20 protein-coding genes and 3 pseudogenes are annotated in these 18,606 nt (G+C 66.3%); 12 read left to right on the top strand and 11 right to left on the bottom strand.

The window, feature by feature from the left end:
* The 4 genes and pseudogenes from KUA19_RS29495 to KUA19_RS29505 all read left to right on the top strand — a co-directional run.
* Nucleotides 1-108: pseudogene (locus KUA19_RS29495) on the top strand (IS5/IS1182 family transposase); the annotation flags it as partial.
* Nucleotides 109-142: 34 nt separating this feature from the next.
* Nucleotides 143-304 carry an NAD(P)-binding domain-containing protein gene (locus KUA19_RS44690; RefSeq protein WP_308167715.1) on the top strand — a complete coding sequence of 54 codons (162 nt, stop codon included), beginning with the start codon at nt 143-145 and terminating at the stop codon, nt 302-304.
* A 7-nt stretch (nt 305-311) separates the two neighbouring features.
* Nucleotides 312-788: an NADPH-dependent F420 reductase gene (locus KUA19_RS29500; protein ID WP_308167716.1), complete on the top strand. Its 477-nt coding sequence runs from the start codon at nt 312-314 to the stop codon at nt 786-788.
* A 173-nt stretch (nt 789-961) separates the two neighbouring features.
* Nucleotides 962-1,978, top strand: a complete 1,017-nt coding sequence (locus KUA19_RS29505) for an aldo/keto reductase (protein WP_217401119.1) — start codon at nt 962-964, stop codon at nt 1,976-1,978.
* Nucleotides 1,979-2,286: 308 nt separating this feature from the next.
* On the opposite strand, the gene KUA19_RS29510 is transcribed toward KUA19_RS29505, so the two are convergent.
* The 3 genes from KUA19_RS29510 to KUA19_RS29520 all read right to left on the bottom strand — a co-directional run bounded on the left by KUA19_RS29510 (nt 2,287) and on the right by KUA19_RS29520 (nt 4,866).
* On the bottom strand, nt 2,287-2,892 hold the full coding sequence (locus KUA19_RS29510; RefSeq protein WP_217401121.1) for an NADPH-dependent F420 reductase: 606 nt from the start codon (nt 2,890-2,892) through the stop codon (nt 2,287-2,289).
* 153 nt (nt 2,893-3,045) lie between these two features.
* On the bottom strand, nt 3,046-3,900 hold the full coding sequence (locus KUA19_RS29515) for an LLM class flavin-dependent oxidoreductase (protein WP_217401123.1): 855 nt from the start codon (nt 3,898-3,900) through the stop codon (nt 3,046-3,048).
* A gap of 231 nt (nt 3,901-4,131) precedes the next feature.
* Nucleotides 4,132-4,866 (bottom strand): SDR family oxidoreductase, encoded by a 735-nt coding sequence (locus KUA19_RS29520; protein ID WP_217401125.1) that lies wholly within the window; start codon nt 4,864-4,866, stop codon nt 4,132-4,134.
* 261 nt (nt 4,867-5,127) lie between these two features.
* On the opposite strand from KUA19_RS29520, the gene KUA19_RS43230 reads away from it, so the two are divergent.
* Nucleotides 5,128-5,583, top strand: a complete 456-nt coding sequence (locus KUA19_RS43230; protein WP_254550356.1) for a MarR family winged helix-turn-helix transcriptional regulator — start codon at nt 5,128-5,130, stop codon at nt 5,581-5,583.
* 134 nt (nt 5,584-5,717) lie between these two features.
* Here the strand turns inward: KUA19_RS43230 and KUA19_RS43235 are convergent.
* Nucleotides 5,718-5,976, bottom strand: a pseudogene (locus KUA19_RS43235) (Tn3 family transposase); the annotation flags it as partial.
* Between KUA19_RS43235 and KUA19_RS29530 the strand changes: the two are divergent.
* Nucleotides 5,962-6,636: an alpha/beta fold hydrolase gene (locus KUA19_RS29530; RefSeq protein ID WP_217401129.1), complete on the top strand. Its 675-nt coding sequence runs from the start codon at nt 5,962-5,964 to the stop codon at nt 6,634-6,636. The pseudogene KUA19_RS43235 and the gene KUA19_RS29530 overlap by 15 nt on opposite strands.
* Before the next feature lie 4 nt (nt 6,637-6,640).
* Here KUA19_RS29530 and KUA19_RS29535 read toward each other — a convergent pair whose 3' ends face one another.
* Nucleotides 6,641-7,237: a TetR/AcrR family transcriptional regulator gene (locus KUA19_RS29535; protein ID WP_217401131.1), complete on the bottom strand. Its 597-nt coding sequence runs from the start codon at nt 7,235-7,237 to the stop codon at nt 6,641-6,643.
* 186 nt (nt 7,238-7,423) lie between these two features.
* On the opposite strand from KUA19_RS29535, the gene KUA19_RS29540 reads away from it, so the two are divergent.
* On the top strand, nt 7,424-7,984 hold the full coding sequence (locus KUA19_RS29540) for a DUF308 domain-containing protein (protein WP_217401133.1): 561 nt from the start codon (nt 7,424-7,426) through the stop codon (nt 7,982-7,984).
* Between the two features lie 91 nt (nt 7,985-8,075).
* Here KUA19_RS29540 and KUA19_RS29545 read toward each other — a convergent pair whose 3' ends face one another.
* Nucleotides 8,076-8,513 (bottom strand): MBL fold metallo-hydrolase, encoded by a 438-nt coding sequence (locus tag KUA19_RS29545; RefSeq protein ID WP_217401135.1) that lies wholly within the window; start codon nt 8,511-8,513, stop codon nt 8,076-8,078.
* A 27-nt stretch (nt 8,514-8,540) separates the two neighbouring features.
* Between KUA19_RS29545 and KUA19_RS43240 the strand changes: the two genes are divergently transcribed.
* On the top strand, nt 8,541-9,011 hold the full coding sequence (locus KUA19_RS43240) for a helix-turn-helix domain-containing protein (RefSeq protein ID WP_254550307.1): 471 nt from the start codon (nt 8,541-8,543) through the stop codon (nt 9,009-9,011).
* Entirely contained in the window at nt 9,008-9,559 is a 552-nt protein-coding gene (locus KUA19_RS43245) for an integrase core domain-containing protein (RefSeq protein ID WP_254550308.1), read from the top strand. Before KUA19_RS43240 ends, KUA19_RS43245 begins: the two co-directional genes overlap by 4 nt.
* A gap of 147 nt (nt 9,560-9,706) precedes the next feature.
* Here KUA19_RS43245 and KUA19_RS29555 read toward each other — a convergent pair whose 3' ends face one another.
* A complete protein-coding gene (locus KUA19_RS29555; protein WP_217401136.1) occupies nt 9,707-10,396 on the bottom strand; it encodes a hypothetical protein in 690 nt (229 codons plus the stop codon).
* Nucleotides 10,397-10,504: 108 nt separating this feature from the next.
* Here KUA19_RS29555 and KUA19_RS29560 point away from each other — a divergent pair, with 108 nt between their 5' ends.
* Nucleotides 10,505-13,432, top strand: coding sequence for a CHAT domain-containing protein (locus KUA19_RS29560; protein WP_217401138.1), 2,928 nt, complete (start codon nt 10,505-10,507; stop codon nt 13,430-13,432).
* A gap of 39 nt (nt 13,433-13,471) precedes the next feature.
* Here KUA19_RS29560 and KUA19_RS29565 read toward each other — a convergent pair whose 3' ends face one another.
* Nucleotides 13,472-13,804, bottom strand: coding sequence for a VOC family protein (locus KUA19_RS29565; RefSeq protein ID WP_217401140.1), 333 nt, complete (start codon nt 13,802-13,804; stop codon nt 13,472-13,474).
* Nucleotides 13,805-13,891: 87 nt separating this feature from the next.
* Here KUA19_RS29565 and KUA19_RS29570 point away from each other — a divergent pair.
* Nucleotides 13,892-14,573, top strand: a pseudogene (locus KUA19_RS29570) (IS6 family transposase).
* A gap of 182 nt (nt 14,574-14,755) precedes the next feature.
* Here the strand turns inward: KUA19_RS29570 and KUA19_RS29575 are convergent.
* Entirely contained in the window at nt 14,756-16,402 is a 1,647-nt protein-coding gene (locus KUA19_RS29575) for a hypothetical protein (protein WP_217401142.1), read from the bottom strand.
* A 262-nt stretch (nt 16,403-16,664) separates the two neighbouring features.
* On the opposite strand from KUA19_RS29575, the gene KUA19_RS29580 reads away from it, so the two are divergent.
* Complete coding sequence (locus tag KUA19_RS29580) at nt 16,665-17,084, top strand: carboxypeptidase-like regulatory domain-containing protein (RefSeq protein WP_217401144.1); 420 nt, start codon at nt 16,665-16,667, stop codon at nt 17,082-17,084.
* A gap of 705 nt (nt 17,085-17,789) precedes the next feature.
* Here KUA19_RS29580 and KUA19_RS29585 read toward each other — a convergent pair.
* Complete coding sequence (locus KUA19_RS29585; protein ID WP_217401146.1) at nt 17,790-18,344, bottom strand: DUF2269 domain-containing protein; 555 nt, start codon at nt 18,342-18,344, stop codon at nt 17,790-17,792.
* Nucleotides 18,344-18,487, bottom strand: coding sequence for a hypothetical protein (locus KUA19_RS29590; protein ID WP_217401148.1), 144 nt, complete (start codon nt 18,485-18,487; stop codon nt 18,344-18,346). Before KUA19_RS29590 ends, KUA19_RS29585 begins: the two co-directional genes overlap by 1 nt.
* Nucleotides 18,488-18,606 lie beyond the last annotated feature (119 nt).

Here is an 18,606-nt window from a genome sequence, read left to right on the forward strand (position 1 = left end):
TTCTACCTCTACCTGGCAGCAGCCCTCATCACCACACGCCAACTCATCCGACAAGCCCGCACCCACTACCGATGGGACAACCGCCCCACCACCCGACGCCTCAAATGAACCAATTGCCGGTCGCTCTTAGAACATGACTACTGTGGGATTCATCGGCAGCGGCGCCATCGGCAGCACCATCGCGCGGCTCGCCGTCGAGGCCGGCCATCAGGTCGTGCTCAGCAACTCACGCGGTCCCGAAACGCTCACGGAGATGGCCGCGGGCGTCCGCCGCGACCGGCGGGGAAGCCGCCGCGGCCGGTGACATCGTCGTGGTCACGGTGCCGGTCAAGGCCTTCCCCCACGTGCCCGCCGCGCCACTGGCCGGGAAGACGGTCATCGACACGTGCAACTACGGCCCCGAGCGGGACGGGCCCATCCCCGAGCTCGACAACAATTCGCTCACCTCGAGCGAGCTGCTGCTGCGGTACCTTCCGGGTGCCATGCTCGTGAAGGCGTTCAACAACATCTTCTTCAAGCACCTGCTGTCACTCGCCCGCCCGGCGGGGGCAGGCGACCGCTCGTACCTGCCGATCGTCGGTGACTCCGCGCCGGCGAAGGCGGCGGTTACCGCATTCATGGAATCCATCGGGTACAGCGTGCTGGACGCGGGACCACTGGCCGACAGCTGGCGGCAAGCGACGGGCACGCCGGTATGGGGGACCCCGTACGGGCCGTACTCGAACGAGAAGGGCCAGCCGGCCGGCGAGGACGCCATGCGCGCGGCACTGGCCGCCGCAACGCGGTAATCCGGGCCCTGATCCACAAGGATCACCTGCGGCCTGCCGGCTCGGTCGTCATGACCACCGGCAGGCCGCCCGGGGCAAAACGTCACGCTCGGCCGCTCAGGCCACTCGCGACCAGCACGAGCCATGGCTGAAGCCCCCACAGCTCCTGAACGGAATCACCAAGGAGAGATCACATGCGACAGCTCCCACTGGGCAGGACCGGCCCCATGGTCAGCGCCGTGGGTCTCGACTGCATGAGCATGAACACGAACTACGATCCCAGCGACGAGAACGAGGCACTCGCGACCCTGCACCGGGCCGTCGAACTCGGGGTGACGTTCTTCGACACAGCGGAGTCCTACGGCCCGGGCGCCGACGAACGAGTCGTCGGCCGCGGCCTGGCCCCCTCGCGCGACGACGTCACGATCGCCGCGAAGGTCGGCTTCGCCCACACCCACGACGGCCGGATGGCACTCGTCGACGGCCGCCCGGTGGTCGACGGGCGACCAGAGCACATCGTCAAGGCGATCGAAGGCTCACTGACCCGGCTCGCCACCGACCGCATCGACCTGGTGTTCCTGCACCGAACCGACCCGACGGTCCCGATCGAGCACACCGTCACGGCAGTGGCCGACCTGGTGCAAGCCGGAAAGGTCCGCCACCTCGGCCTGTGCGAGGCCTCTGCGGCCACCATCCGGCGCGCCCACGCCGTCCATCCGATAACCGCCGTGCAGGCAGAGTACTCCCTGTTCGACCGCAGCGCTGAGCGCAACGGCGTACTCACCGCCGTACGCGAACTCGGCATCGGGTTCGTACCGCACTCTCCTCTGGGCCAAGGCCTACTGACCGGCCGACTCCAGCGTGAGCACCTGCGCGTCACCGACTTCCGCACCTTCGACCCACGTCTGCAGGGCAACAATCTCACCGGCAACCAGCGCATCGTCGCCACGATCGGCCAGATGGCCGCAGCCAAAGGCGTGGCCCCTTCCCAGCTCGCGATCGCCTGGACGATGGTCGAGCCAGCGGTGCCGATCCCGGGCACCCGGCGCGTGCGCTACCTGGAAGAAAACCTTGCCGCCGCCGACGTCACCCTGACCGCCGAGGAACTGGCCGCCCTCGACGCCGCCGCCCCGATCGGCGCGGCCGCTGGCGAACCCTACTGGCCGGAGAACATGGCACTGCTGACCAGGCGACCGACCGTGGGGGCGTGAGGGCCGAGGCCGATAGTCGCAGCGATCATCCGTGATGAGCGGACGGGCCTGTTCGGGTTCCGGCTGGAGATGGGTCGCAGTCGTGACGGCAGACGGGTCCAGGCGAAACGGAAGGGTTCGAACTGTTGGCGATTGAGTGATCTTTCGGCGCGACGTGACGGTGGACGCGATACCCGGTTCCGAGCGCTGCACCGCCGAGGAGCACCCCGTGACGATGGTCGCGAGCATCCTCCGGTTCGACCACGGGTCCACCTGACGACACGAGCTGTCGCGTCCGGTGTTGCCAGGCCGCGCTCACCCCGTCCGGCTCAGAACATGGGCTGTTCGACGAAGAGTCGTAACACCAGCGCGTTCCGCGCCTGAATCAACCGTCCACCCTCGTTGATGCGGCCAAGTTCCACGGGTGCGAACCCAATGTCTGCGGCGACGCGTGCGATGGCAGCGCTCGCGGGCGCGTCGTTCGACGCCACGAAGACGACCTTCTTCCCGTGTTCCAAAGGAAGCTGCCGTTCCAAGACGTTCGCCGGCAACTGGTTGAACGCCTTGACCACGGACGCGTCGGGGAAAAAGCCGGCGACGACCTCGGTCGATAACCTCCCGCCGAGAATGGCCTCGGAATCGGGCACCAGGAAGGCGTTGGTCGCGTCGACGACGATGTGCCCACGCCACGACGGCTTTAGGGCACCGAGTGTCTCGGTGGCAAGGAACGGGATTGCCAGCACCAGCACATCGGCTTCGAGGGCGTCGTCGAGTGTGGTCGCCCGGACCCACGGTTCGACTTCTTGGGCCAGGTCGCGGAACGAGTCGGGGCCACGGGTGTTGGCGATGACCGCGGGCCGGCCATGGCGGGCGAAGGTGCGGGCGAGCGCGGCCCCGACGTTCCCGGTACCGATGATCGCGACGTCTGTGCTCATGATCGACCTTTCTTCTTAATCTTGGTGGTGGGCACCTGTTTGGTGTCGACGGCGGACAGTGCTGCGTGAACGAAGGACCGCAGCGCATTCGATTTGCGGGCGGGTAGACGGGCCAGGACGGGGTCGTTCGTCGGGGCATCAACGAGACGCGCGTTATTTACGCCCGCGGGCGACGTGATCGCGTACGGCAGGGATCGTTTCGGCGGCGAAGCGTTGGAGTATGTCCGGGTCGTCGCTGGCCAGGATGAAGATGCTGACGCCGTCCTCGAGGGTCATCTGGGCTAGTGCTTCCGCGGTCTGCTGGCCCGGGAAGATGTTGAGCAGACGGGTGATGTCGCGAGGGTCGCGGCCTGCGGCTCGCGCGGCGTCGTCGATGATGGCGTTTCCTTTGGGCAGGCCGCCAGGTTCCATGACGGGCAGCGACGGCAGCCAGCCGTCGGCCTTGCGTCCGACCAGGTCCTGCATCTTCGGCTTGTGGGCGCCGAGCCAGATCGGGATGTTGTGTGCGGGGGCGGGGCCGCGCTCGGCGCCGCGGACCTTGTAGAACTCGCCCTCGACAGTGAGGGTCCCGGGCCTGTCGGCGTCCCAGATCCCGCGGATCACGTCGATTGCCTCGCCCAGGGCCGTCACGCCCTGCATTGGGGTGAGCCGCCGTCCGCCGATTGCTTGCACGGCGTCCCAGAAGAAGCCAGCGCCGAGCCCGAGGCTCGTTCGTCCACCGGAGAGCAGGCCGAGGCTGGCTGTCGCGCGGGCGAGCACGGCGGGAGGCTGGCGCAGCGGCAGGTTCAGCACGTTGCCGGACAGGCCGATGCGCTCGGTCCGCGCGGCCACCCAGGTCAGCAAAGTCCAGGTGTCGAGGAAGTCGGCCTTGTAGGGATGATCCTGGAAGGTGACGAAGTCGAATCCGAGCCGCTCACTGAGCTGCGCCAATTCGACTGGACGGTGCGCTGGGGAGTTGGCGGGCGAGATGAACGTGGCGAAACGCAGAGGATGGCCATAGTCAGGCATCGGTGTCTCCTTCAGTCATTCATGTACGGCCAGCCACGACCAAACGTCGTCGCCGACCTGGGTTCGGCGAGCCCGGGGTGACGGTGCCGGGTGAGGCACGGCACTTGAACTCGAGGTAGTTCCCGGCTGGGTCGCGGATGAAGACCGCGTAATAGTCCGGCCCATACTCTGACCACAGCCGAGGCTCGCGGAGGACCTCGATGCCGAGCGCAGCGGCGAACTCGCTTGGCGTTAGATCTGGCTGAACCCGCCGTCGACGACCAGGTTCGCGCCGGTGACGAAGCTGGCGTCCGCCGAGGCGAAAAACAGCGCAGCGGACGCAATCTCCTCGCTGGCCCCGAGCCGCCCTAGCGGTATGGCGGAGGTGATCTGCTCCCGAAATTCGGGGCCGACGGTGCTGAAGAGCGCCGTGTCGATCGACCCGGGACTGACGACGTTGACCCGGATGCCGCGGTCCTTCAGCTCGGCGGCCCAGGTGCGTGCGAGTGAGCGAACGGCCGCCTTGCTCGCCGAGTACACCCCGGCACCGGGGATGCCCTTGGTCGCGCTGGTCGTGCCGTTCAGGATGATCGACGCGCCGTCGCTCATCAACGGCAGCAGGTACTGAACGGTGAACACAGTGCCTCGGAAGTTGACACCCACGAGCGCGTCGAACGTATCCGGGGTGATGCTGCCCAGCGGGTCGGACACCGAGGCGAGGCCGGCGCTGGCGAAAAGGACGTCGACTCGCCCTTGCTGCTCTCGCACGGTCTCGGCCAAGCGGGCCAGGTCGTGCAGACTTCCCGAGTCCGCCTGCACGCCCGTGACGTTGTGGCCGATGGCGGCGACCGCCTCGTCCAGTCTGGCCTTGTCTCGTCCGGTGATGAACACGTGGGCGCCTTCGGCGACGAACAACTTGGCCGTCGCTAACGCCATCCCGGACGTCGCTCCAGTGATCACTGCGACCTTGCCATCCAGCTTGGGCATGGTGACCGTTGCCTTTCTGCCGGCCGCACGGCCGATCGGTGTGCGAGGCCACCGTCTTCGAGGCATCCGCGTTGAGGGCGGATGACCTTCGTAAGACAAAACGAACCTCGGAGGTACGTAACGTCGGCGGGTTGACGCCGATCCTGGCGAACTCTGCGAACGAGGCTGATCTGCCCTTCCGCAACTACGTACCCACCGTAGCAGATGCGTGCGCGCGCATCTAGATGGGAGGGCATCCAGTCTTGAGGTATGCTGCTTGGCGTGAAGGCACCCGTGTCACAGCCGCAGATCATCTCCCCGGACCAGGTCAAGGGCTGGTTTGCCCTACTGTTTACTCACGCCACGGTCACCGGGCGGATCGACGCTGTGCTGACGGAACAGCACAAGATCTCCTTCAGCTCCGTCGAGATCCTGTGCTGGCTCCTGGAGACCGAGCCTCAGTCGGTCCGAGCCCTGGCCGGCAAACTTGTCAGCGTCAGCCCTACCAGAGCATCACGGCTGGTCCAGGACCTCATCGACGCCGGACATCTCCAGCGCAACGCCGACCAAGGTGACGGACGGGTATCGCTCATCAGCTTCACCAAGAGCGGACGGCACTTCGCCGAGACAATCAGGCGAACGTTCGAAGGATCAGTGAAGAAATATTTCATCGATCCTCTCGATGACGATGACATCGCCGCCATCACCCGGATATGGGCCAAGCTCGAAAAGCAGTAGGCGGCAGCTGGGGAACTGCGACTTGCCTGATCGCTGTACGTCTCCCGGTGAACGCAAGGTCGGCAGGGCGTGAGCCTCCACCAAAGGAGCAAGGGTCGCGCAGCGCCCGCAGCCGAGGGCCGTCCCTGGCGGGGGAAGCTGTAGCGGCCCAGCATGTTGATGTGGGCGAAGCCCAACGCCGACAGGCGGGCGGCGTCGGCGTCGAGCACCGGGTAGCCCTGGGCGCGCAGCAGGTTGACGGCCAGGTGGATGAAGCGGGTGTTCCACAGCACCACGGCGTTGAGGACCAGGCCGAGCGCGCCTAGTTGGTCTTCGTGCCCGTCGGTACGCCTGGGCGATCTCGCCCCGGTTGCCGTGGAAGATCTTGCGCGCCAGGGCGTGGCGACGTTCCTGCGCTCCAGCGCCGACGGACTCACCGACGCCGCCCACCCCGCAGGTTGCCTGTCCGTCCAGGGAGGGCTCGCCTGCTCACCGGAGAACGCCCGGATCTCGGAGATCCTGGCCGCCGGCCGGGCCGCCACCGAGTCCGCGCTCCAGGAACGGCTGTCCCGCGCGGCAGAGGAAGGCGACCTCCCGGACGGCATGGATGCCCGGGCACTGGCGCGGTTCGTGATGGCGCTCAGCGAGGGCCACGCGGTCCACGCCGCGGCCGGCGCCAGCCGCGAAGACCTTCAGGCCTCCGAAGGGCGGTACCCGAAGATCCTGCCGGGCACGGTCCTCGGATACCGGACCGAGGCGTGCGACATGGGTGCCGTCCACGACCGGATCGAAGCCGCCCCGCCGTTGCGCCCGATGCCGGTGGCCGTGCTGTCGTCGAGTGACCTCGATCTGCCCGATCCCATGCCGGCTCCGTGCACGGCCGGCGAGCGCGCGGACGTGGCCCGTGCCTGGCGAGACGGCCAGGACGCGCTCGCCGCGGGCATACCCGGAGCCGAGCACGTCACCGTTCCCGGCACCTCGCACTACGTGCAGAACCAGCGACCCGATGCGGTCATCGTGGCGGTGCGCGAGGTTGTCACCCGCGCTGCATCTGCCCGGCCCACGGCTTCCTGAGCGGTCAGGACGCCTTGCGCGAGCCGTGGATCTCGACGAGTCCGTCGACGCCGCGCAGGAAGGTCTCGCCGATCGCGGCCGGGTCGAACAGGCAGCCCGCCGCCATGGCGCCGTCGCGCAGCATGACGAAGTGCCGCGCGGCGGGCTCGGCCTTCGTCGGCTCGATGCTCGTCATGAGGGTGTTGATCGTGTCGAGGAACCACTGCCGGTGCGCCAGGACGGCTCGGTGCACGGGGTGGCCGGGATCGGGATACTCGGCCACCGCGTTAAGGAAGGCGCATCCCCGAAAGTCGGGGGACTGGATGGCCGCCGTGATCCCCGCCGCGATGGCCCGGACAGCGTCGGCGGCGGACGGGCTCGCGGCGACGGCCGCTTCCACCTGGCCGCGGATGGCCTCGTCGGCGCTCTGCAGATGGGCCAGGACCAGGTCTTCCTTGCCGGGGAAATGCCGGTAGAAGGTGGCCCGGGTCACCTTCGCCTCGGAGATGATCCGGTCGACGCCGACCGAGTGGATGCCCTCGGCGTAGAAAATCCTGCTCGCCGTGCTCAGCAGCCGCTGCCGTGCCTCCGACGGCCGGATTTCGATCTCGGTGCGGGCCATGCGGCCATCATAGCGAAAGAACGTTCAGTCTTGTCTGTTGGCAGCCCGAAAGCCGAGATAGAACGTTCGGTCTTGACAACCGCGCTCCCGCGAGACAGGGTGGTGGCGACAGAACGTTCGGTCTCTCTCGCTCGACGGCCGACCCGCCGGGCCGTGGAGCCACCGCCCCTATCGCAAAGGATCGTCATGACCACCGTTGCCGCTCCCGGCATCTCCACGACGGCGGCCGCGCTGCGGCGGCTGTACTTCGCCCGCTTCGTGTTCGCCATCGTCTGGGCCGCCGTGACGTTCACGATCGCCGACGGCCTCAACCCGCTCGCCGTCACCCTGTTCGTGCTCTACCCGCTGGTCGACGTGGCTGCCGCGATCATCGACGCCCGCTCGTCGCGCGCCACCGGATCGCCCACCCTGCTGTACGTGAACGTCGCGGTCAGCCTGCTCGCCGCGGCCGGCCTCGCCGCCGCCGGCACCTCCGGCATCCCGGCGGTCCTGCGCGTGTGGGGCGCCTGGGCGGTCGTCGCGGGCCTGGTGCAGCTGATCGTGGGCGTCACCCGCCGCCGCAGGATGGGCGGACAGTGGCCGATGATCATCAGTGGTGCCCTGTCCATGCTCGCCGGCGGCTCGTTCTTCGCGGCCGCCGCCGCGGCCGAGCCGGTGCTGGCCAACGCGATCGGCTACGCCGTCCCCGGAGCGATCTTCTTCCTCATCGCGGCCATCCGGCTCGGCCGCACCGCGAAGCAAACCTGACCGCAAGGCACGGCGCTGTCGACGTCGTGGGATCAGCCGGCCGCGGACCTGTTCCGCGGCCGGCTCGCCGTCGGCGGGGCAGGGGCGGCCGTCAGGGCAGGAACGCCTTGGCGGAGCCCCAGAGCACGGCGCGGTTCAGCCGATCGGGATACCGAACGACCATCGCCTCGTAGAGCTCGTGGTACGTGCGCGCCTGCCGCGCAGCCGCCAGGAAGTCCTTGATGTAGCGGCGGGTGTCGTCGACCTGTTCGGGGCTGCCCGGGTCGCCGTCGCGCTTGTGGCCCGCGACCACCGCCCGGGGTCGCAGGCCCTCGATGGTGTCCAGAGCGCTCAGCCACTGCTCGGCACCGTCTCCTGTGGCCTCGCTGAGGTACGGGTGCACGTCGCCGTACACCGCGTCGCCGGCGACGACCAGCCCGATCGAGGGCACGTGCAGGGCGCTGGTGCCGTCGGTGTCGGTGTGCCCGAGCTCGATCGCCCGCAGCGTGTGCCCCTCCAGCTCGAACGTGCCCGGGGTGAGCGGCTGCACCGGCACCTGCCGGCCGTCGGTTGGCTGATGCTGCTCAGGTCTACCAGTGCAGCCAAGGACGTGGAGATCCTGGTCCTGCGGCATGAGAACGCGGTGCTGCGCCGGGCGAACCCGAATCCGCGGCTGGACTGGGCCGACCGTGTGGTGCTCGCCGCCCTGATCCGGCTGCTGCCTCGGGCGTTGCGCGCGCACCGTCTGGTCACGCCGGCCACGGTGCTCGGCTGGCATCGGCGGCTGGTGGCCCGCCACTGGACCCACCGTTCCCGACCAGGTCGCCCGCCGGTCGACGTCGCGGTCGCCCGGCTGGTCGAGCAGATGGCGCGAGACAACCCGGGCTGGGGCTACCAGCGCATCCGCGGTGAGCTACGCGGCCTCGGCCATGATGTCGGGGCGTCCACGATCCGGCGGATCCTCAAACGCCTGGGCGTCGCGCCGGCGCCGCAGCGTCGCGACCACACCACCTGGCGGCGGTTCCTGCGCACCCTCAGGCATCGATGATGCTGGCGTGTGACTTCTTCCACGTCGACTGCGCCCTCACCCTGCAGCACCTGTACGTGTTGTTCGTGCTGGAGGTCGGCACCCGCTACGTCCACATCCTGGGTGTCACGCCGAACCCGGACGGGGCATGGACACTGCAGCAGGCACGCAACCTGCTCATGGACCGGGGCGAGCGGGCCGACCGGTTCAGGTTCCTGATCCGCGACCGGGGTGGACAGTTCACCGCCGCGTTCGACGCGGTCCTGGCCGATGCCGGCATCACCGCCTGCAAGATCCCACCACGCAGCCCACGGGCCAACGCCTATGCGGAGCGCTTCGTCGGCACGGTCCGCGCGGAGCTCACCGACCGGATGCTCTTCGCCGGCGAGCGGCACTTACGCCGCACGCTCGACAGTTACGCCCGCCATTACAACGAGCGGCGTCCTCATCGAGCGCTACAGCTGCAGCCGCCACGTTCCGACCGGCCCGTCGTCGACCTGACCCTCGAACGGATCAGACGCCGACCCGTCCTTGGCGACTTGATCAGCGAGTACGAACGCGCCGCGTGAAGGCCCAGCTCAGGCCACGTGGCGGGGTTTTGGAACCCCACAGGCTTGGACCGCCTGGGCTACCACCAAGCCCGAGCACGCCTCTACCACTACCGACGGCGCGTATCCATCGACCTAGCCAGATAGAGCGGATCTACTGCTGTCGTATTAGCGCAGCTCCCGCAATTCGATCCTTGTTCCGTTTCTCTCCGCGTTCAGTCGGCTCTCCCATGACCCGCGTGCGGGAAAAATTCCGGTGAACACGCCTACACAGTCATCACTGTTATTGCTCATGATGGTGGCGATTGCCCGAAGCGCCCCCGCTGCACCGTTGACCACCTGCTGTGCGGTTGCCGACACCGGATCGGCTAAGAAGGCGCCTAAAGTCTGAATGAGGGAACCTCCAGCAGATGCCTGCTCATGGACTTGCGCCAGGGTATTCCCGACGTGACGAGCACCTTTGTCTGCTTCGCAGATCACAAGGTAGACGATCAGGCCACCTCGTATGACCCGGGGCGGAAAGACGGGCGCCCCGTCACCGAGGCTAAAATTGATAGGTTCGCCTTTACGAACAAGGTAAAGGGCGTCCCTCGGAACCTCCTTGGGCGGAAAGACGACAGGGGGATGATCGCTGACATCGAAGGCGACAGTTAGAAAGTAGATTTGCTGATGCCGTCTCAACATGCCCCAAAGCCCATCCCAGTTACGTGAGACCGATAGCGATGCGAGGGCGAGTCCCCGTGGATCCGTTGACGTCGGGACGACAGACAAAGGTCTGGCACCGGAAGTACTCCGCTGGGTTTCGAAAAGATCGGTTGGTTCTCCTGCGGAAATGGCGTTTTCAAAGGAGAAACTCACGTCAGCTCCAGAGTCAGGTCCGTCGTCACATACTGGTACCACCGTATTGTATCATGTATATACACGCCGGTCGATCAACTCGTCAAGCATCGAGGCAGCTGGGAACCGATGATCGAATCGATTAGGGAAAGAGTTCAACGCGCACGGGACGCCTACGAAGTAACTGACAGCTCTGACGACCTGTCTGAATGGATCAAGAACCTTGAACTGCTCATTGCGCAACTGCAGCCAAATGATGACGAACACGCTACAACGGCGATCTTACTGGCCGGGTTGCTTGGCCTGTTGTGGTCCCGTAACGAAGACGAAACCGTGTGGGCCCGCGGCGTAAACCTCGTCGACGAATGGACAGAGTTGTTCCCGACGTCCCGCCGGGAAGGGCGCCGCTACCTGTTGGCCAAGGGGCATCTGTACCTCGCCAAAGCGATGAAAACCCGAAGGAAACCTGATCAGGACGTTGTTTTGAACATCATGGCAAGGATTCAGCGATACGAAGCTGCAGGGACTGAAACGCATGCGCATGCTTCGAGCACCAAGGCCGAAGTGCTGCTACATATGTATATAGACCACCGTGACCCCGCGTTCCTTGAAGCAATCATCCTGAATGCGGGCTGGGGGTCGCTCTTCCCCGACAGCCCGAAGCGGCAGATCTTCTTTTCGCACCTGGCTGTGGCATTCGCCTGCAATGAGCATTGCCGGTGGACTGCGGCTGAGGACAACGAATATCGCCGTGACCTGGCAGTAGAGTCAAGCCGAAGCGCTGTTGCCGCCTCGGAATCGAAGGCCGAAGAGCTCGAAGCCAGGCTACAGCTTGCGTATGCCTTGCGGCACCGGTTCATCCAACGTGGACAGTTGGAGGACCTCACTGCATCGCTAGAACAAGCCGACGTCATTTTTCGCCAGGTTCCGGCGCTCGAGCCAAGTGAGACGGCGCAGATATCTGCTCACAAAGGCGCTGGGCTGTTCCAAAAGTACTGCGTTTTGGGCGATCCAGATGACCTGGATGCGTCGATTAACCTGCTGTCACAAGCCATGGATATCTCGCGTGACCCTGAATGGGACCTTCCTGGGGCACATGAGCATCTCGGCAATGCTTTGACCGCTCAGGCAGTTCTAACAGAGAGCAAGCCGCTCCTGACGCAAGCCATCTCGACTTACCGGGCCGGCATTGAACACAGCAAGGCAGATGGTTTGTCGCTGTCTCGCCTGTACGACGCATTGGCTTCAGCGATACTGATTCAGTACTCCTGCTTTGGGACTGAGTCTGATGATTTCGCCTCGGCCCTCGACGCAGCCATCGAACATTTCTTCACCGCATGGAGCATGGCATGTGACCGGTTCCTGTTCTTGCCAATCGTCTACCGGAAGGCCCGCCTAGGCGCGGCAAGGCGAATAGGCTCAAGGCTCGTATCGGCCTTATTGCAGCGCGCCAGCATCACGACAGAACCCGCACATGCTGCGGCCCTCCGGCGCGGAGCGTTCGCTGTCGGTGAGGCCATCAAATCCCCTGAACTAGTTGCGAGGCTCATTCTCCGTAGTGTGCAACTACCAGATGGCGGTACCGTGACTATCGAGTTTGACGATCCTCAGCACGCCCCGAGTTCCGTAACAGGCGATCTGCGGCGGCTACTTATGAAACACAGGGGTGAACAACTACTGGAAACACTTGAGCTTATCGATGTTGATGAGGCGGAATCATACCGGAACGGCGATGCGGATTTCACCGTGAAATGCGCGCTTGCCCGAGTCAGGGAATCCGGTGACCTTGTCGCGTTGTGGAAGGCGCTGTCGCAGTTAGATGAGCCGTGCGCCCAGTATGTCGACTTCGTCAGCTCGTACGTGACCGCAGTCCTGGACATACTCGATTCGAATGAGAACTCAGGTCACGCCCTGTTCTCGATCACACCGGTATCCACTGTCGACAGTGCCGGAGTTTTTGAGGATAGGCGCGTCGCCCTGATGTGGATGCCAGATGCCGAAGCGCCGCTACAAGTGTTTGACGTGCCTCGTGCCCAGATAGACCGATGGGTGGGCGATCTTGAAGAGCAGGTACCACAGCCGAGAGGCGCTGGCGGCCAACCAGATACCTGGTGGCAGGCCCTGTGCAGGGAACTCGCCACCATCCGTGCCGATGCGCAGGACATCAGTTCAGGAGATCCAGTCATCGTCTCTCCATGTGATGTCAGTTGCAACCTGCCATGGGCACTGGTGTTCGAGCGAGCGGGCTGGGGACCAGAAGGCCAATGCACGCCCGTTGTTGTCCTTCCATCCGTAACGCTCGCGATGATTCCCATACCTGAAACCCGTTTCGCCAGGCGGAATGTTGGACGCGGTGACAACGACTTCGCCCCGCCGGACTCAATCGTGGGCATGATCCTCAATGATCAAGCTGGCCAGATGCAATCGGGGAGCATCAGCAGATTCACCGGTGCCGCACATCGCTATAGCGGGCCCCTCGTCATAGGCAATCCATCCACCGACTTGCCATCTGCTTCGGCTGAAGCGCAGGCGATCGCACGCATCCTCGGCGTCGCACCGCTCCTCGGGTCAGACGCAACCACCGAGGCAGTTCTGGGCAGCGCACATGGCAGAACACTTATTCATGTCTCGGCGCATGTCCGCGTGAACCGAGAAGATCCGTTCGAAACACATATTCAGCTGGCCAACGGATCTATTCCGATCCACCGTCTCCTCCGGCTATGGATCAACTCTGGCATGGTCGTCGTCTCGTCATGTGAAAGCGGTCGAGGTTCACTGACCATGGGCGGCGAAATCATCTCCCTTTCGACAGTTCTAATGTCAGGCGGAAGCGAAACGGTAATCGCCAGCCTCTGGCCTGTTGACGATGCAGCGACCTGCTACCTCATGACCGAATTATTTACCGGCATGGTCAGCTTGAACCTGATGCCATGGTCGGCACTAGCACGAGCCCAAGAACGTACCCGGGCCCAATCTGGATGGGCGAACCCGTACTACTGGGCCGGATTCTTTGTCTCAGCCCGTGGCTTCGCTTGGCTAGACCAGCCCCGCGCATGAGGGTTTTGCTACGTTGCGGGCAACCGTAGCTGTGCCGTTTCAGTGAGTCGCGGTTGGTACGTGGCAAACCTCGATGCGCAGGCCGGAAGGGCAGGTCACGAATACCGCGAAGTAGCCAGGGGCGTACTCGGGGTATTCGCGCGGCTTGTGGACGACGGTCCAGCCACCGGCGACGACGGCCTTGTGGACGTCGAGCACGGTCTGCTGGTCGGAGACAGCAAATGCGACGTGTTGCAGTCCCGGTCGTCCATGGGTGTGGGGGCTGGCATCAGTGCCCTCGCTGCGGTACAGCAGGATCTCGGGGCTAGGCCCGGTCCAGGTCCGCAGCCGCTCGGAAGTGTAGGCCGACGCGTAGCCCAGAGGTTCGAGCACGGCGTCGAAGGGTGCTGTTGCATTGAGCGTTGGCATGATCGCGGGCACACTCGAGCGGTGAAGTCCTCGCCTCGTTCACGTTCGTGGCTGCCTGCGAGGTCGGCGTTCGCCGGGTTCCGGTTTCCGCCGGAGGTGATCGTGGTCGCGGTGCGGTGGTACCTGCGCTACGGCTTGTCCTACCGTGACGTCGAGGAGTTGCTGGTCGAGCGGCGCGTCGAGGTCGATCACGTCACGGTGTTCCGCTGGGTGCAGCGGTTCACCCCGCTGCTGGCCGACGCTGCGCGGTTTTGCCGGCACTCGCCGGGTGACCGGTGGTTCGTCGACGAGACGTACGTGAAGGTCGGCGGGGTGTGGCGGTATGTGTACCGGCGGTCGACCAGCACGGGCGGGTCATCGACGTACTCGTGTCCACCCGCCGTGCCGCGGCGGCCCGCAGGTTCTTCGGCAGGGCGCTGTCGACGTCCAAGACCCCGACGGAGGTGGTCACCGACGCTGCCGCGGTCTACCCGGCGGTGCTGGATGACCTCGTGCCGCAGGCGTGGTATCACGTCGAGCGGTACGCGAACAACCGGATCGAGGCTGATCACAGCCAGCTCAAACACCGGTTGAGACCCATGCGCGGGCTAGGACCGACAAGACAGCACAGGTGATCATCATCGGACACGCGTTAATGCAGAACCTGCGACGCGGACACTACGAACTCGCCACCGACGTCCCGCCCGCCCGGCGAGTCGCAGCAGCGTTCGCCGAACTCATCAACGCGATCTGATTCGAGGCCGCAACCAAGATCCACCATGTCCGGCGATCCGATAATGCAACAGCGCCGGTGACAGGACTGTCATCTGCCACCAGCACAGGTGCGATGGAACTGGGTCACGGCTGATGCTTCTGGGGCCGCGGCGGGCGCTGCTGTGGGAGGAGCCGCGCGCCCGCCGCGGTGCCGGTCGTGGATCAGACGCAGCCGGGGTACTTGAACGAGCCGATGCGGGTCTGCCAGTCGGCTCCCGTGGCGGCGTAGTACTCGCCGGTGAACCAGAAGGTGCAGCCGTCGACCGGGTCGACGCTCATCTCCGAGTAGTCGCCCCAGCGGTTGAAGTTGCCGCTGGCCGGGGCGCCGGTGCCTTCGACCAGCGAGGTCTCGGACTGGCCGAGGGTGCCCAGCGGGTCGGTGGTCAGGCGTCCGGCGTAGCGGAGGGCCGGGTTGAGGGTGCTCGCGGCGACGTTGTAGCCGACGGCCATATTGCCCTGCTTGTCGACGGCCAGTGACGGCATGAACCGGTAGCGGCTGTCGGCGGGGGCGAAGGTGCCCTGCTGGCGGATCGAGGGGGTGCCCGACAGGCCGGTCACCTCGTACCAGCGGATCCCGGACGTGGAACCGGCCGCGACGGTCTGGGTGAGCCACAGCGACCCGTTGCGCAGCTGGGCCTTGTTCATCGCGCGGGGGCTGAGGCTGTCGACCTGCTCACCCGGGGTGTTGACCCGCCCGATCGAGCTGTACGACACGGTGATGTTGGCGTTGTTGGTGAACACCGTGCTGGTCGGGGTGGTCCAGTTCGGTGTCATGTTCCACAGGCTGAGCTTGCCGCTCCACACCGACGCGATGACCTCCGGCCCGGCCGGGGGCGCGGCGTCGACGGTGTTGGCGGGAAGCAGGCTGAAGAACGACGACGACGTGGTCACGTGCAGCACCGACAACGTGGGGGAGCCCAGCGTCGAGCGGCGCAGCGCGTACACGCCCGAGCCGACGTACCGGTTGCCCTTGAAGTTGTTGGTGGTGAAGTAGACCGAGTCCGGGCCGGAGCCGAACTTCGGGTAGTCGGGGAAGTTCCCGTCACCGGCCGGGACCGAGTAGAACGTCCAGGTCGAGGCGACGGGGTCGCTACCGGAGGAGACAGCGATGCACTCGTAGAACGGCCCCTTGGTCGAGTTGATCCACGCGAAGTCCGCGATGACCCACCTGCCCGAGGGCACGTCGTAGGCGACGGTCGGGTCGCCGCCGTTGTTGGCATCGCACTCGGCGGTGCCGCTGCTGGCGAAGAAGTCGTTGAACGTGAACGCCGACACCCGCGCGCCGGTGGCCTTGCTGAAGATGCCGACCGAGGTGTTCACGCTCTGCACGAAGTGGTTCGGGCCGACCACCCCGTTGGTGTCCGGCGGGTGCCCGTCACCCCAGTTGGCGAAGTCCAGCCCGGCCGTGTTGATCGCCGGGCTGGGCGCGGCCAGCGCCGCCTGGACGGTCTGCTCCGCGACCGCCGGGCCGGCGTGGCTGGCGGTGTCGACCAGCTCGGTCTCGACGCGGGGCTGCTTCTTGGCCGGCGGCTTGGACTTCAGCGTGCGGGTGTCGATGAACGCCCGGTGGCCGGCGACCGTGAACCCGACCGGGCCGCTGCCGGTGGCGGCCGGGTCGGCGGTGGCCGCGTCCTCGTCTTCTTCCTCGTGCTCGCCGTCGGGGGCGTTGCGGTCGGGGTCGTCGAGCTCGGCTCCGGCGGTGTCGGTGTCGCGGTGGGTGGTCTGGTTGGCGTAGACGGCGACGCCGCCTATGCCGATGACGAGGAGGACGGCGGCGAGGATCAGCCACCGTCTGCGGAGTATGCCCATGTAAGGCTCCGGTTTCTGGCTCGGCACGGTGGCGCCGGACCGGGGGTGGGGGGGTGGTGCGGTGGTGCGGGGTGGGGCGAGGGTGTGACACCGAGGTGCGTCGGGGCGCTGTAACGGTCAGACGGTCAGGTCTGCCACACACGCCTGCGCGCATATATTTACACTTATGAGTATTTGTTGGGCTGAGGTTATCGCAGAAGCAAGGCCCGGACCAGTGGCATTCTGGCGTCATTGCGGGAGCGGGAACCCGTATCGTGGCGCCGTGCGTCTGACGGGTATGCGGGCAGGTCATCTCGTCGCCGGACTGGCAGTCGTCGCGCTGGCCAGCTGTGCGACCGCAGTACCGTCGGCGGGACCGTCGGCCACTGCGGGTGTCACGGGGGTGCGGGGTCAGGTCGTCATTGACGGCGGGTGCCCGGTGCTGCGGGCGGACTCGCCGTGCCCGGACAGGCCCTACACGGCCAAGATCACCCTGACTCGGCGTGGCCAGTCCGACGCGGTCGCCGCCACGGTCAGCGACGCCGACGGCCGGTTCTCCATCGGCGTACCGCCTGGCGACTACACCCTGCGCCCGGCCAACCTCGCCGGCAGTGTGCTGCCGCAGGCGTCACCGCTGGACGTCACCGTGCCCTCGGGCGGCTCAACGCAGGTGACCGTCCGGTTCGACACCGGAATCCGCTGACCGGGCGGGCGTGCCAGGCCGGCCGGAACACGCATGGACAGGCCGGCCCAGCCCACCAAGGAAGAGGTGGTGTTGCCCGGTCGGCGGGTCCTGCGACCGGCTGACCGCAGGCAGTCCATCGACCGACGCCAGAATAGGGTCGCAGCTGCCGCCGTTACCAGGTCGATGACAGGACTGTCATCGCAAGACGGGCCGCCCGACCTGCTAGGGCTCCAAGGCGTCGGGGGTCGCTGCGGTCAGTCGTCGTCGGCTGGCGGACGCCGCCGATCTGCCGGAACGACAGGCGATGCCGGTCCGCGGCGCCGGTGCTCCGATCGGTTCGAAGCCCCGACACCTGCGAGCGGTTCGGGTTCAGTCCTGCCCCGGGCATCCCACAGTTCGCCCACATCCTCGGCACGGCTCGACCGCGCGCCGACACCCTCGATGACTGATGATCGTCAACCCGGCTCTGCGCGCCGCGACAGCCATGTGCCCAATGGACCTACCGGAAGTCGACGTGCTCGCCAGCGGCGCAGCAGCAGCCGTGGGTGCCGGAGGCAGCCCTCGGTGGCCGTCAGGGTGCCGGAGGTGCCGGGGTAGTTCGCCATCGTGGTCGATCATCTTCTGGCTGCTGCCGCTGTGGCGGTTCGCAGCCGCGCGGCGGCTTCGTTCAGCTGAACGGACGGCGGCCAGGCCGTGGCGTCATGCCACCGACAAGGCTCGTCGTCACCCGGCAGTGGTGGAGGCTGCCATCGGTGTTACTGCGGCAGTGGCCGCCGGTCGGCTGCGGCGGAAGCCGTAGGCGGTCATGCCCCGTGGTTTGAACACCGCGAGTGCCGTGGCGGCTAGCAGTACCAGTGCGGCGGCCACCGCGTCGGCGACCATTTGCACCTGCAGGCCGTGCAGGTGTCCGGTGGCGACCGCCGCGGTGCTGGCGGGGTCGGCGAGTTGGCCGATGGGTCCGGTGTGTAGGAGCAGCAGTCCTGTGGCGGGGATGGTGAGGGCGATCTTCGCGATGACCCACCAGTGGCGGATCAGTCCCCAGGCGGTGCCCAGCGACTGGATCACGCCGGTGGTGAAGCTGGCCAGGGCGAGAGGGACGATGACGGCCCAGGCGATGAGGTCGGCGCTGAGGTAGAGGGCGTGCCCGCGGTCGGGGTCGGTGGTGGTCAGGCCTGCGACCGCGACGGCCAGGAAGCTCGCGACGGCGCCGAGCCAGCCCAGCGATGTGCTGATGTGCAGGGTGAGCGCGGTCTTGCGCAGCCGCGGTGGCATGAGCATCAGTGGCCGCCGTGGGTGGGTACCGTGCCGGTCAGGTGGACGACGAGGAACGCCGCGACCAGCACGGCGGCGATCAGGGCGGAGACCTTCACCCAGCGCGGCGTCTTCGGGGCCTGCTCGCGAGGCGTGTCGGACGGGGACATGGCTGCTCCTCGGGGTTTTGTCACGGTGGCGGCGCTCGGGGGAGCCCGTCGCCACTTTAGCGATACACAGTGTCTCTTTCAAGACAGTGTGTATTCGATTGGACGCCCCATACACTTCA

Source organism: Catellatospora tritici, from assembly GCF_019083965.1.
GTDB lineage: Bacteria > Actinomycetota > Actinomycetes > Mycobacteriales > Micromonosporaceae > Catellatospora > Catellatospora tritici.

What these genes read in the sequence shown, in the direction of transcription:
- KUA19_RS43245 (WP_254550308.1), top strand. Translation starts at nt 9,008, where the DNA reads ATGATGCTGGCGTGTGACTTCTTCCACGTCGACTGCGCCCTCACCCTG.
- KUA19_RS29560 (WP_217401138.1), top strand. Translation starts at nt 10,505, where the DNA reads ATGATCGAATCGATTAGGGAAAGAGTTCAACGCGCACGGGACGCCTAC.
- KUA19_RS29585 (WP_217401146.1), bottom strand. Translation starts at nt 18,344, where the DNA reads ATGCTCATGCCACCGCGGCTGCGCAAGACCGCGCTCACCCTGCACATC.
- KUA19_RS29510 (WP_217401121.1), bottom strand. Translation starts at nt 2,892, where the DNA reads ATGAGCACAGACGTCGCGATCATCGGTACCGGGAACGTCGGGGCCGCG.
- KUA19_RS29505 (WP_217401119.1), top strand. Translation starts at nt 962, where the DNA reads ATGCGACAGCTCCCACTGGGCAGGACCGGCCCCATGGTCAGCGCCGTG.
- KUA19_RS29590 (WP_217401148.1), bottom strand. Translation starts at nt 18,487, where the DNA reads ATGTCCCCGTCCGACACGCCTCGCGAGCAGGCCCCGAAGACGCCGCGC.
- KUA19_RS29540 (WP_217401133.1), top strand. Translation starts at nt 7,424, where the DNA reads ATGACCACCGTTGCCGCTCCCGGCATCTCCACGACGGCGGCCGCGCTG.
- KUA19_RS29535 (WP_217401131.1), bottom strand. Translation starts at nt 7,237, where the DNA reads ATGGCCCGCACCGAGATCGAAATCCGGCCGTCGGAGGCACGGCAGCGG.
- KUA19_RS29520 (WP_217401125.1), bottom strand. Translation starts at nt 4,866, where the DNA reads ATGCCCAAGCTGGATGGCAAGGTCGCAGTGATCACTGGAGCGACGTCC.
- KUA19_RS43240 (WP_254550307.1), top strand. Translation starts at nt 8,541, where the DNA reads ATGCTGCTCAGGTCTACCAGTGCAGCCAAGGACGTGGAGATCCTGGTC.
- KUA19_RS29515 (WP_217401123.1), bottom strand. Translation starts at nt 3,900, where the DNA reads ATGCCTGACTATGGCCATCCTCTGCGTTTCGCCACGTTCATCTCGCCC.
- KUA19_RS29575 (WP_217401142.1), bottom strand. Translation starts at nt 16,402, where the DNA reads ATGGGCATACTCCGCAGACGGTGGCTGATCCTCGCCGCCGTCCTCCTC.